Annotated in this window: 19 protein-coding genes; 7 read left to right on the top strand and 12 right to left on the bottom strand. The window is 53.3% G+C overall.

Features of this window, described 5'->3' with window-relative positions; translation table 11 throughout:
- Position 1: 1 nt before the first annotated feature.
- The 4 genes from E3E25_RS03815 to E3E25_RS03830 all read left to right on the top strand — a co-directional run bounded on the left by E3E25_RS03815 (position 2) and on the right by E3E25_RS03830 (position 3171).
- Complete coding sequence (locus E3E25_RS03815) at positions 2-763, top strand: 7-carboxy-7-deazaguanine synthase QueE (RefSeq protein ID WP_167891879.1); 762 nt, start codon at positions 2-4, stop codon at positions 761-763.
- Positions 764-915: 152 nt separating this feature from the next.
- Positions 916-2238: a RuvB-like helicase gene (locus E3E25_RS03820; protein WP_167891880.1), complete on the top strand. Its 1323-nt coding sequence runs from the start codon at positions 916-918 to the stop codon at positions 2236-2238.
- Between the two features lie 41 nt (positions 2239-2279).
- Entirely contained in the window at positions 2280-2873 is a 594-nt protein-coding gene (locus E3E25_RS03825; protein WP_167891881.1) for a hypothetical protein, read from the top strand.
- Positions 2874-2877: 4 nt separating this feature from the next.
- Positions 2878-3171 carry a hypothetical protein gene (locus tag E3E25_RS03830; RefSeq protein ID WP_167891882.1) on the top strand — a complete coding sequence of 98 codons (294 nt, stop codon included), beginning with the start codon at positions 2878-2880 and terminating at the stop codon, positions 3169-3171.
- Here the strand turns inward: E3E25_RS03830 and E3E25_RS03835 are convergent.
- From E3E25_RS03835 to E3E25_RS03855, 5 genes are read right to left on the bottom strand one after another with little or no spacing between them, the layout of a single operon-like run.
- A complete protein-coding gene (locus tag E3E25_RS03835) occupies positions 3158-4153 on the bottom strand; it encodes a PIN domain-containing protein (protein ID WP_167892660.1) in 996 nt (331 codons plus the stop codon). The genes E3E25_RS03830 and E3E25_RS03835 overlap by 14 nt on opposite strands.
- Positions 4137-4619: a hypothetical protein gene (locus E3E25_RS03840; RefSeq protein ID WP_167891883.1), complete on the bottom strand. Its 483-nt coding sequence runs from the start codon at positions 4617-4619 to the stop codon at positions 4137-4139. Before E3E25_RS03840 ends, E3E25_RS03835 begins: the two co-directional genes overlap by 17 nt.
- The gene (locus E3E25_RS03845; protein ID WP_167891884.1) at positions 4616-5065 is read right to left on the bottom strand and encodes a hypothetical protein; all 450 of its coding nucleotides are present in this window, start codon (positions 5063-5065) and stop codon (positions 4616-4618) included. The genes E3E25_RS03840 and E3E25_RS03845 overlap by 4 nt, the downstream gene beginning before the upstream one ends.
- A 12-nt stretch (positions 5066-5077) precedes the next feature.
- Positions 5078-5539, bottom strand: a complete 462-nt coding sequence (locus E3E25_RS03850; protein WP_167891885.1) for a DUF2284 domain-containing protein — start codon at positions 5537-5539, stop codon at positions 5078-5080.
- A 36-nt stretch (positions 5540-5575) separates the two neighbouring features.
- Positions 5576-6307, bottom strand: coding sequence for an SDR family NAD(P)-dependent oxidoreductase (locus E3E25_RS03855; RefSeq protein WP_370456641.1), 732 nt, complete (start codon positions 6305-6307; stop codon positions 5576-5578).
- A 167-nt stretch (positions 6308-6474) separates the two neighbouring features.
- Between E3E25_RS03855 and E3E25_RS03860 the strand changes: the two genes are divergently transcribed.
- Positions 6475-6942 carry a YbhB/YbcL family Raf kinase inhibitor-like protein gene (locus tag E3E25_RS03860; RefSeq protein WP_240910741.1) on the top strand — a complete coding sequence of 156 codons (468 nt, stop codon included), beginning with the start codon at positions 6475-6477 and terminating at the stop codon, positions 6940-6942.
- 2 nt (positions 6943-6944) lie between these two features.
- Here E3E25_RS03860 and E3E25_RS03865 read toward each other — a convergent pair whose 3' ends face one another.
- Together E3E25_RS03865 and E3E25_RS03870 are read right to left on the bottom strand one after the other, a co-directional pair.
- Complete coding sequence (locus E3E25_RS03865) at positions 6945-7202, bottom strand: hypothetical protein (RefSeq protein ID WP_167892662.1); 258 nt, start codon at positions 7200-7202, stop codon at positions 6945-6947.
- Positions 7203-7302: 100 nt separating this feature from the next.
- Positions 7303-7767, bottom strand: a complete 465-nt coding sequence (locus E3E25_RS03870; RefSeq protein ID WP_167891887.1) for a hypothetical protein — start codon at positions 7765-7767, stop codon at positions 7303-7305.
- 121 nt (positions 7768-7888) lie between these two features.
- On the opposite strand from E3E25_RS03870, the gene E3E25_RS03875 reads away from it, so the two are divergent.
- Together E3E25_RS03875 and E3E25_RS03880 are read left to right on the top strand one after the other, a co-directional pair.
- Positions 7889-8467 carry a glutaredoxin gene (locus tag E3E25_RS03875; RefSeq protein WP_167891888.1) on the top strand — a complete coding sequence of 193 codons (579 nt, stop codon included), beginning with the start codon at positions 7889-7891 and terminating at the stop codon, positions 8465-8467.
- A 65-nt stretch (positions 8468-8532) separates the two neighbouring features.
- A complete protein-coding gene (locus E3E25_RS03880) occupies positions 8533-9261 on the top strand; it encodes a cytochrome c biogenesis protein CcdA (protein WP_167891889.1) in 729 nt (242 codons plus the stop codon).
- 18 nt (positions 9262-9279) lie between these two features.
- Here the strand turns inward: E3E25_RS03880 and E3E25_RS03885 are convergent, their stop codons facing one another.
- From E3E25_RS03885 to cas6, 5 genes are all read right to left on the bottom strand, one after another.
- On the bottom strand, positions 9280-9666 hold the full coding sequence (locus E3E25_RS03885) for a transcriptional regulator (protein ID WP_167891890.1): 387 nt from the start codon (positions 9664-9666) through the stop codon (positions 9280-9282).
- Positions 9667-9736: 70 nt separating this feature from the next.
- The gene (locus E3E25_RS03890) at positions 9737-10000 is read right to left on the bottom strand and encodes a hypothetical protein (RefSeq protein WP_167891891.1); all 264 of its coding nucleotides are present in this window, start codon (positions 9998-10000) and stop codon (positions 9737-9739) included.
- A 46-nt stretch (positions 10001-10046) separates the two neighbouring features.
- Positions 10047-10274: a hypothetical protein gene (locus tag E3E25_RS03895; RefSeq protein WP_240910742.1), complete on the bottom strand. Its 228-nt coding sequence runs from the start codon at positions 10272-10274 to the stop codon at positions 10047-10049.
- Between the two features lie 89 nt (positions 10275-10363).
- The gene (locus E3E25_RS03900) at positions 10364-11026 is read right to left on the bottom strand and encodes a hypothetical protein (protein WP_167891892.1); all 663 of its coding nucleotides are present in this window, start codon (positions 11024-11026) and stop codon (positions 10364-10366) included.
- A 6-nt stretch (positions 11027-11032) separates the two neighbouring features.
- Positions 11033-11749, bottom strand: coding sequence for a CRISPR-associated endoribonuclease Cas6 (gene cas6, locus E3E25_RS03905; RefSeq protein WP_167891893.1), 717 nt, complete (start codon positions 11747-11749; stop codon positions 11033-11035).
- Between the last annotated feature and the right edge of the window lie 89 nt (positions 11750-11838).

Genomic DNA, 11838 nt, shown 5'->3' on the forward strand with positions numbered 1-11838 from the left:
TATGAAGCTCGTGATGGCCGAGGTCTTCAACAGCTGGCAAGGTGAAGGAGGGAGCGTTCCCGGAAGTGCCTTCGGCAGGAGGCAGATCTTCGTCCGCTTCGCCGGCTGTGACCTTCATTGTGAGTGGTGCGATTCCCGCGAGTATATCAACGCTTCCCGCGTTTCCCGCTGGAGATACGAGGTAGAGCCATTTACGGGGAAGTTTGAGTACAGACCTAATCCAGCGGGGCTCGACGATGTCGTTGAGGCCATTCTACGCCTCGATACCGGCGACATACATTCGATAAGCTACACGGGCGGCGAGCCCACGCTCCAGATAAGGGCGCTCAAGGCGCTTATGGAGAAAGTGAAAAGCCTCGGCTTCGACAACTTCCTTGAGACCCACGGCGGCCTTCCGGAGCTGGTTAGAGAGGTTGCCCACCTTACCGATTACGCGAGCGTTGACATAAAGGACGAAACGGCCAAGGCAACAGAGGACTGGAGGGCTTTGGTTCTCCGTGAGGTCGAGAGCATAAGGGTTCTGAAAGAAGCTGGCGCGAAGGCTTACGCCAAGCTCGTGGTCACCTCAGAAACGAAGCTGGAGAACGTTCGCTGGTACGCCGAACTGCTAAAGGGTTTAGCCCCCCTCGTAATCCAGCCGAGGGAGCCAATCGAGATAAGTCAGGAGAAGCTCATGGAGCTGTACCGCGAAGCCTCGCTCGTTATGGGCCGGAAGAACGTCGGCCTGAGCTTTCAGGTTCATAAGTACCTCAACGTGCTTTGAGGGGGTTTTTAAAGCTCCTCCCCAACTTCTCCCGGCGATGATGAGATTGGCCTTTGGGGTGAGTGATGCCCGGGATCGACGGCCTGAGCCTCCGTCAAATTTTTAAATCTCCCCCTTTTAGTAACCCACGGAAAGATTAAGGGGGTGGTGCCATGCCAGTGATAGAGGAAGTGGCGCCAAGGAGCTTCGAGAGGATTGGAAGCCACTCCCACATAAGGGGCCTTGGCCTCGACGAGAACGGAAAGGCCAGGTTCATGGGAGATGGAATGGTCGGACAGGTCAAGGCAAGGGAAGCGGCTGGAATCGCGGTCGAGCTTATCAAGCGCGGCAAGCTCGCCGGAAAGGGAATCCTCCTCGTCGGCCCGACGGGGAGCGGTAAGACGGCGATAGCCATGGGCATAGCGAGGGAGCTCGGTGAAGATGTTCCCTTCGTTCAGATAGCGGGGAGCGAGATTTACTCCGCTGAGGTCAAGAAGACCGAGTTCCTGAAAGAAGCTTTGAGGAGGGCCATAGGCGTAAGGATAAGCGAGGAGAGGAAGGTCTACGAGGGTGAGATAAGGGAGATTAAAATCAACAGGACGAGGCACCCGTTCAACCCCTACGTCGAGATTCCTGAGAGCGTCATCATAACCCTCCGCACGAAGGATGACGAGAAGACGATTAGAGCCGGGAGGGAGATAGCCTACCAGCTGCTTGAGATGGGCGTCGAGGAGGGCGATGTCATACAGATTGACGCGGAAACAGGAAGGATTTCCAAGATAGGCACCACCAAAGAAGAAGAGGGGCTGTTCTTCAAGCGCAAGGTGAACCTGCCGAGCGGACCAGTTCTCAAGATAAAGGAGTTCACCTACACAGTAACCCTTCACGACCTCGACGTTGCCAACGCCCGCGGAAATATCTTCGGCCTGCTCTTCAGCACAGGGGCGGAGATAAGCGACGAGATAAGGCAGAGGGTTGATGAGACGGTCAAGAAGTGGATCGAAGAGGGGAAGGCCAGCCTCGTGCCTGGGGTTCTCTTCATAGACGAGGTGCACATGCTCGACATCGAGGCGTTCTCCTTCCTCGCGAGGGCGATGGAGAGCGAGCTGGCGCCGATCCTAATCCTCGCGACGAACCGCGGAAGGACGAAGATAAGGGGCACCGACCTCGAAGCCCCGCACGGCATTCCGATAGATATGCTCGACAGGCTGCTCATAATCAACACCGAGCCCTACAGGAAGGAGGAAATTCGCGAGATAATCAAGATAAGGGCTAAGGAGGAGAAGATCGAGGTAAGCGAGGATGCCATCGAGTACCTCGCGGAGCTCGGCGAGAAGACCAGCTTAAGGTATGCAGTCCAGCTCCTCGCCCCGGCGAGCGTCCTGGCAAAGGGCGGAAGGGTGGAGAGGGAGCACATCGAAAAAGCTAAGGGGTACTTCGCCGACCTCAGGAGGAGCATGGAGTTCGTGGAAAAGCTGGAGGGCATGCTTCAGTAAAACTTTTAAGCTTTAATCTTTTAACTTTTCCCGGTGATAAAGTGTTGCCGGGGTTTTGGGGGAAGAGGCTCTTCGTTTTTCCGGTGGTTCTGGCACTTTTGGGGTTCCTTCCTTATGGTGGGCCCTCACTGACCTACATCCAGCTCAACGGAACTTTCTCCGGCGGTATCGTTGTTCCAGCAGCGATAGCAGGCGAGGTCGTTGATTACTTCGAAGGACTCAACGCCACCCTCTACTCGTTCGAGGCGGGAGTTACCGGGGACGAGATGAACGCCAGCATAACCCTCTCTGCCCTGAGGCTTTCCCCACCGCACGAGCCGGCGGACTTCGAGGTTATCGTAAACGCCCGCCCGATAAAAGGCACCACCTACGTTCCCTACGCCGAGAGAATCCCGGTGTGCATCGAGTACGGTGGGCGCAGGTACAGGGCGTTTTTGACGGTAAATCCCGTGCATGAGGTTAAGGCTTCGGGAAACTGGAGCCAGGATTACCTCAACGGCGCCTCAAACTCTACCCTAATGGCATTGGGTGACCTGAGGCTGATTCTCAGGGTTGAAGAATCGGGGCACTATGTCTTTTCGATCATGACCCCGGAGAACTTTGAAGTGGCCGCTGGTGGACTGGTGCTGGGGTGAAAACATGAGGCGCCTCCTCATTGCCCTTCCATTTCTCGTTTTGGGTCTTTTCTACCTGTTCATGGAACTCAGAATGGGCTACCTCATGGTGGTTCTCCTCGGCTGGCTCACCTTTGCCCTTGAATATCGCTATGGCGGCGAGAGCAAGGAAGGAGAAGAGCTTGTTGCCTTCAGCGTCTCGGCCTCAATAGTTATTGCACCTCTCCACGTGGCATTCGCGGAAGTCTTTGCTGTCTTTATCTTCCTGATGGAGGTTGCCAGTCTGTTCGCAAAGTTCAAGCTGTTTAGCCGTTCATGATTTCCATCAGCTTCCTGCTGAGCTTCAGGTGGAACTCAAACTCGTGATATGCCCTGTTCTCCGTCGGGAAGACAAGCTTCAGCTCGTTCAGCCCCTGCTTTCCACCGAACTCACCGAACACCGTTATCCCGTTCACCTCGATGACGCCGAAGACCGCCGCGAGGTTGAAGATCAGCGTTCTGAGCTGGTAAGCGGTAACGTCGTGTCTCCCAAGCTCTTTGCGCGGATACTTGAAGAGGAAGTACTCAAGCCCCTCCATCTCGGCAACATCTGTTATCGCTATATCTGCTGTAAGAAAGACGAGCAGAGTGGGCGTCATGTTGTCGTAGTGCTTGAGGGACTTCACTATTATCTCGTCGTTGTTGTGGGCCGGCTCCTTGACGCTCTCCGCTATGATTATCCTGTCCTTCAGCCTCTCGAACTCCTTTAGGGCTATGTAGGCAGCTTTTCTGCTCTTTTTCGTCCTCCTGTTGCTGAACTCCCTCAACAAACTTCCGTTCCTCACCTCGCGTCTCATCTCCTCCAGCTCCCTGTGGCGGTACTTGTAGTTCATCGCGTTCTCTATCTCCTTCTTTACTCCCTCGGCCACGACTATCTGATACCTGTCGAGGGGCCGGAAGCCCGAGATGAAGCGGTGGTAAAAGAGGTTCGTGTCCGGGGCAAAGGCGACGCCCTTTTTGAGCCTCTCGTAGAGCTCAAGGTTCTGGAGGAACTCGTCCACGTTGTCGTAGAGGATTATGCCCGAGGAGATAAAGCACTCGTAGAAGTCGGTGTAGGTGGGCAGTTCGTGGGAGAGGTACTCCGGAACCCGGTCGTTGAATTCCCTCCGGTTAACGGTGACTTCAACGCGGTAGCCCGTCTCTATCGGCTTAGCCCTCAGCAGGCGGAGACCGTACAGCGGGTAGCTCACTTCAACCTCCCCGAGAACGTTCATAAGAACCTGAAGCTCCGGCTTTTCGATGAGTTCAGTAGGGCGGCGCATTTCCATCACCCAGGAAGTTCTTGAGGCGCTGCATGTGGGTGGGTATCATCATGTAGGGCCTGTCCGGGAAGTCCATGTCGAGGAGGGCCATGTAGATTATCCTGTCCACCGGGAACTCCCTGAGCTGAACCACGGCAGCGGTGGCGAGGGCCTTTCGCCCGGAAGTTATGTCAAGCCCGATGGTGTACCCTTCCTTTTCGAGCCTCTGGAAGAGCTCCTTGAACTTTCTGTCGGCTTCAAGGAAGCTGTTGTCAGGGATTACGATGGCCTCGATCTCGGGAGTGAAGTTGTAGGCCCGCGATATTACTTTTAGTGCCTCCACAACTCTGGGGAGCTTTTTGCGGTACGTCTCTTCCGTGAATATGAAGACCCGGTCCGGTTTTCTCCCCCTTGAGACTACCGCATAGTAGGTATTCACCAGTGCCCATTCCGAGCGGCCGAGCAGGGTTATGTAGGCAATCTTCATAAACCACGCCCCCACACGTACGCTAAAGCACTGTAGGCTATCGCTAATATGAATGGAGCCGCTGAGATTCGCCCCTTGGCGGTCCTGTATGCGAGCAGGAACGGAATCAGTGCCATCACGAAGTATTCAGCGCCCCATGTTTCGTAAATTCCAAAGCCTGTAACGGCAAAGAGGAAAAGCAGGGATGCAACCACCCCCGCGGGAACGGTTAAAACCGTGAGCATGAGGACATCAACCGCTTTGCCCGATTTTCCCTCCGGGATTAAGACCATCCAGAAGAGGAAGGCCAAAAAGGTGAAGTGGAGAAGCAGTTGCGGGAACTCCACGTCAAGGTTCGGCTCTCCCCTCGCGGGCAGGTAGTAGAAAAGAGCCGCCCCAAAGGCATAGACGAGCGTCATGATGAGCGAGATTCCCCACTTCATCAGGGAAGAGCTGTCCATTTTCATCCGTTTACACCTTCATTCAATTAGCACCATCCCGTACAAAACGCTTTCGGAGAAGTCGATTTTCACGAGCCTTCCAATCTCGATGCCGATAGCGTCTATGCTCGGCCTGGCCTTGGTTGGAAGCTTGCACGGCTCGCCCCTCTCGAAGGGGCAGTCGTCGCAGAGGTTGCAGTTTCCGGGAAACAGGGCTGTTGCATACATTTTTCCCTCCCGGAAGAACTCCTCCTCCCTCTTCAGCAGGTACAGGAGGGCTTTCCGCTTGTCCTCCTCAAAGCGCTCCATGTCTATCTCAAATTTTATTATCAAAGCCTTTTTGAAGTGTCGCACCCAATCCCTTGCCTCCCGCCAGTCCGGGACGTGCGGCGGACAGTTTAATCTTTTGCCGTACATTGGACAGGAGCGGCACTTCCAGACCGGTCTAGGCGAGACTACTATCTCATCAGCCGGGATTTCCCTCTCCCACAGCACCTTCATGGGGCATCAAGGGAAAATGGAGAAGGAGCTTAAAAATCAATCCATCAGCCTGCCGCCGTTGACGTCTATTACTTCGCCGGTTATGTGGTCGTTTTCGAGGAGGAATATCACGGCGTGGGCTATCTCCTCCGGTTTAGCTATTTCTCCCGTCAGCGAGAGCGAACGGAGCCTTTCCTTTATCTCCGGGCTTATCAGCTCTGTATCAACCGGTCCCGGGGCCACTGCGTTGACGAGGATGTTGGGAGCGAGATGCCTTGCGAGGTTGAACGTGAGGGCTATCAGTCCGCCCTTCGATGCTGCGTAGTGAGGCCCGACCGTTCCGCCGTCCTTCCCGGCTATTGAGGCTATGTTGACTATCTTTCCCTTCTTCATGTACCTGAGAACCTCCTGGGTAACTATGAAGGCCCCCTTAAGGTTGACGCCGAGAACAGCGTCCCAGTCATCGTCGGTGACTTCTATGGGCTTCAGGGCCTTTCCAAGGATTCCGGCGTTGTTTACGAGGATGTCTATCCTTCCGAAGTGGTTGATGACCTCTTTGACCATCCTTCTGACCTCTTCGCGGTTGCTTACGTCGGCCTTTACGGCAATCGCATCGACTCCGTAGGAGCGGCAGAGCTCGGCGGTCTCTTCTGCCTTTTCCCTGCTGTGGGCGTAGTTTACGGCGACGTTCACTCCCTTCTCCGCGAGGGCTAGTGCTATTGCCCTCCCTATTCCCCTTCCGCCACCGGTGACGAGGGCAACCTTGCCGGCCAGCTCCACGGCAATCACCGGGTACTATTTTGTCGGCTGAACTTAATAAAGCCTAATGCCGAAATATTTTTACGTTTGAAAAGAGAGTTATTAATATGAAGAAGGCCCTGGTGGTATTGGTTTTGATCTTAGGGGTGTGCATCGCGGGATGCACGTCCCATGAAAAACCTAAAGGAGGTGTGGATATGGACCTCGAGATAGGTTCGGTGTTCCACAACGGGGAGTACATACCCGTTGAGTTCACGTGCGACGGGGAGAACGTTAACCCCCCGATATTCATAGGGCACATAGACCCCGATGTCAAGAGCCTGGTTATCATCATGGACGACCCCGACGCCCCCGGGGGAACCTTCACCCACTGGATAGCGTGGAACATCCCACCCCTTGGAGAGATACCTAAGGGGGTTCCGAGGCAGGCCGAAGTGGATGCTCCTGTTCATGTGATCCAGGGACGCAACGATTTCGGAATGGTAGGCTATGGTGGGCCGTGCCCACCGAGAGGCCATGGAGTGCATCACTACCACTTCAAGGTTTATGGTCTCGACACGACCCTCAACCTAAAACCCGGCTCAAGCAGGAAAGAACTGGAAAGGGCCATGGAAGGCCACGTTATCCAGTGGGGGGAGCTCGTCGGCCTCTACGAGAGGAAGTGACCCTATCTTTTCTTTTCCATCAGTTTTACGGTGAGGTTTATAGCGCTCTGGAACGCCGCGAGGAAGTTCAGGGCGAAGAATATCCAGTCCCCTATCAGGTACGAGTACACCGTGAGCAGCGTCGAGGCCGTTACGTAGATCAGTATGAACTGCAGGTTGAGGGGGCATTTCCTGGTCTTTATGGTCTCCCACGTCTGGGGAACCCACGAGCTCACCAGGAGAAGCATTCCTATCAATCCGATTATCGCACCACCGTCCATTTTTCTCACCCGGACGGGAAACGGGAAAACCTAAAAAAGCCTTGTGGATTGTTGCGTGTTAAATTTTTAAAAATGTCGCGGGAAAATAGGCAGATTCGAGCTAAAGCTGGCTGGCTAGTCTGGACATCGCCCACGTCTTAACATCGTCGTCCATGATGCCGTTAATTATCTCCATGGCCTCGGCAACCTTTCTCTCCTTGGCGAGGGCCAGCGCCACCTCCGCCTCGACCTTTGACTTGTTCGGGAGGTCGGTTATGTACTTGGATATTCTCATGGCCTCCTCAGGCTTTCCGAGGTTTAGGAATTCGAAGGCCAGGCTCATGAGAGCCTTTGTGCTCTCCTCGTGGTTTTCTATATCGAGGGCAGCCTTCACCGCTCTCTCCAAGGCCTTCCCGTAGTCCTGGCCCTTCCGCGCAACCTCAATGACTATATGCGAGAATGCCTTGGAGCGAATAACCCTGTCAGGTATCCCCTCCGCCATCTGAAGCGCTTCCTCGGTCTTTCCAGAGTTGACGAGTTTAAGAACCGCTTCATACAGTGCCCTGGAGCGGTACCACTCCTGCATGATTATCCCCTAACATCCTTGACGCCAGAGGATTTAAGCGTTCTGTTCGGATAGCTTCAACCGAGATTGAATGGGAGCAAGGTTTTATAACCTCCGGGGATAAGTTTAGACGGGTGATTTGATGAAAAAATTTGGGGTAGTGCTCCTCCTCATTCTCCTCGTCGGCTTTGGGGCCGGCTGTATCTCAGACTCAGGCAGCTCGAATACGGGATCTTCAACTCAAACAACCTCTCCAGGCCAGGAATACGTGGTCGTGAACGGGACGAAGATATACCTCGACGATATTCATTTCTACATGTACGGCATGAAGACCTGCCCCCACTGTCACAGAATGAGGGAGGAGATTCCCAAGGCTTACGGGAACGACAGCTTGACCTACTATGAGTTGGTTGGAAACGAAGAGAACACGAAGCTCTTCCAGCAGGTTTACCAGCTGACGGGAATTCAGGGGGTTCCGGCGATAGCGATAACGTACAACGGGACGATATACGCGATAATAGAGGGCGAGTTCAACGTGACCGCTACTCCCAAGATAATAGCAACGGCGATGAAGAACAACGGGACTTTCCTGGTGGTTGGGGGCAAGGTCTATCTCCTTCCGTGGAACAAAGATGAGGCCAAGGAAACCCTTAATAGGCTCCATGAAATCTTCGTCGAGCACAGAATGCCGTCATGGAATGCAAACTCCACTTCCGGCTGAGCTACCTTTCGTTCTCAACTTTTTGTTTTAGAAAGCCACAAAAAGACCCGGGATAACTTTCTACCATGAGAAGTGAGGTAAAGGGTCTGGCGATAATCCTTCTGGTCTCGTTTGGGGTTAGCTCCCTGGCGCTGTGGGCACTGGGCATGATGGACTTTATCCCCAAGTTCTTCGCTTTAGCTATGAGCGACTCGATAAACCCGTGCACCTTCGTCATATACACCATGCTTCTTATAGCCCTCTCGTTCAGGGAGATTTCCAAGAGACGGCTCTACCTCATAGGCGCTGCCTTCATCGCGGCGGTTTACATCTCCTATTACCTCCTTGGAGTCGGCCTCCTATACTTCGCCGGCTATCTTCCTCTCTGGGTTGCCGGAGTTGCCGCGATAGTCTTCGGGGCCTACACGATAATAACCGGCCTGATGGAGAAGTCGCGCGTCGGGGACAAGAGCAAGATCCGGAGAAAAATATTCAGCAGCGATGCAACGGCAGTTGGAGCTTTTACGCTCGGAGTTATAGTCTCGACCACGCTCCTTCCATGCTCGGCGGGGAGCTACCTCGTCTACGCGATAATAATCTCGAAAGGCGGTCAGGCCCTCGCTTTCCTCCTTCTGGCACTCTACAACCTCGTCTTCGTGCTCCCGCTGGTCGTCATACTGCTGGCGATGGGGAGCGTGACCGAGAGCAAGCGCTTCTCCCAGGCGATGGTGAGGAAAAGCCGGGAGCTTTCGATGATAGCGGGGATACTGCTGATAGTCATTGGAATCTGGGTTCTTACGGGGGCTTCGCCGTAGAGGATTTTTCTCCCCAATTCAGCCGAAAAGTTCAAGGCAGACCTTGCACTTGGCCGGATCGACCTCGGGGTCAATCTGTGAATGGAGCGAGCAGACGTAGCCTCTGCCGAGCATCTCGAGAGATATTTTAACGAGCTCTGAATGAATCTCGTACTCGGTTGGCCTCTCCCTAACTATTCTCTCGGCCAGCGCCATTACCATGGCGTCTATGTCTGGAAACCTTGAGACGTCTATCAGCGCCCCCCTGTCCATCCTCAGATAGCGCGAGACGGCCGACTGCGTGATGTGTAGAAGTTCTCCTATCTCCGTCTGCTTCAGGCTGCTTTCGTAGAGTATCTCAACGAGCCTCCGCCTTAGTGAAGGGTAAACATAGCGCGAGGCCACGTCAAAGGCGTTTGTCTTCATGGTATCTTTTATGACAGGTGGAATATTTAAGGTTTTTCCAAAATTGAATTCCGGGGAAGAAAAGAAAAAATCACCGGACGAGCTTCTGTCTCTCGACCTCAAGCTTCACTCTATCGTTGAAGAGCCTGAGAAACTGAACCAGGGCAATCGCGTTCTCGCGGGTGTAGCTGATTTTGATTTCCGGCATGAACCCGATGGTGAGTAAAGCGTGGTCATCGTAGAGGGTGAGCCTGACTTCGGCCCAGCGTGGAGGCGCTGAGTACCAGTCCCAGCCAGCTGAGAAGGTGCCGTGTCTCTCAACCCGGGCCTCAAAATGTTTATACCTCCTCAACATAGTCTCACCTCCCGTGCACGCCCCAAAGGGGGCAAAAAAGAAAAACTCACAGGAGCGAGCGGATTTCCTCCTCGCTGAGAACCCGCCCGATGAACTTCGAGAGGACGTAGGTGAGGGCGAAGGCGTTCTCGGGGGCCAGCTTTATCCTCTCGGCCCCGTAGGGGCTGGTGATTTCGAGCCAGCCGGCGTCAAAGTGCAGGTGAAGCTCGACTTTTCCGTCGGCCGTTTCCAACTCCAACACGTAGTAATCCATATCTCGCACGTGCAGGGACATCACCCCTGAGAAGAGTACCGCGCGTAGTTTACTTGAGTGCGTTTGGGGTTTATAAACCTTTCGGTAACTGGGGGTGCAAAAAGAGAGATTTAGAGCAGTTCCTCCACCGCTCTGATGACTTTCTCCGATGGCTTGCCGATGACTGGTCTCACGTGGAGGGATGATATAGCAAACGCTCCACACTCCTTATAGTCGCCCTCACAGATGGAAAGAAACTGTTCACCAGTTAGCTGTCTCAGCGTCTCTCTAACCTCGTCCTCACTGAGGTACCCCAATCCGAGGGCTTCTCCTAACGCCTTTACGTAAGATCTCAGCTCTATAAAGTATTCCAGCATCTCGTGCTGGTCGCCCTTAACGATGAAGGGACGCATGAGCAGAGTTGTCCCCAGGGGGATTTTGGCGCTGGTTATCGCGGGCTTGTATATGAATATGAATTTCTGCGGGTCATATATGACCCAGTTTTCTATCAGCAGGTCGCCCCAGTCTATCTCCTCAAGGGGGTTTTTGACTATTTCAACTTCGTTTTTTATCCACGACTGATCACCGGTAACCTCGCTCAGCAGTTTTCTGGGATAAACTATGCCCTCGATTAACCCATCGAACAGCATCACAAGGCGATGGAACGGCGTCTCCAAGCCCCCTCCACCGGCTAGACGATAGATTTCAACATCTATTCTCCTCGAGCCCCAATGGCTGTACACTATGAACCATTTTCCATTGAGTTTTCTCATAATTAATGCTCGGTAGCCCATTCCCGGTCACCTCACCGGGTTCACGAAGCCGAAGCCGAGGGAGTTGAGCATTCCCAGGCCGGAATCAAGGAGGAAAGAGTAGAATGTTCTTGTTGAGGGTTCAATATTAAACTCCAATCGCTTCCATAGTGACCCCGCTATGGTTTTAGCATGGCCTGAAAAGTGTACCCTGACATAAACGTCCAGCCATCCTTTTTTTCTTTTGTATGGCACCATTTTTGTGAAGAGGGGTCCGTTGAGTTCGATGGTTTCACCTGTGAATGCCCCGTACTTTTTTAGGGCGTTCTTAGTTAACCTTTCGATGAAGTAGTTAATATCCCCGTCGCGATAAAATGTAAAGAACCTTTCAAACCTCCCGGGAACGACGATAGGGGTATCGGTTATGAACGCCTTTCCGGGCTTTAGTCTAAACATCTTAAGAGACTGGACTCTAAAAGGTATTTTGCCCAGGTAAAGTCTCTCCACGGGCTCAAGTTTCTCGGCAAGGGTTTCTATGAAATCCTCATCAGGGGAGCTGATTATCAGATTTTTTGGGACGTCCTCTCTAATTTCTAGGCCGGGAAAGAGGTTGGAGAAGGTAAAGAATTTAAAGGAACTGGTGTTGTGGACACCGTCGTATTGAGTCCCCATCAGGTGGGAGTATATCATTGCTTGAACGTGATGCCTGTCCACGGTGTTTGGGGGTGCAGACTGCTCCGGTAGAAGTTTAAGGATGAGTCTCATCCCACAACCCTTATCACTTGAACAATTTCTCCATATAAATTTTTCTCGGATAACAAGATAATAAGTGGGAACAAGTAACTTTTCTTTCC

The sequence above is a fragment of the Thermococcus sp. MAR1 genome, assembly GCF_012027305.1.
GTDB lineage: Archaea > Methanobacteriota_B > Thermococci > Thermococcales > Thermococcaceae > Thermococcus.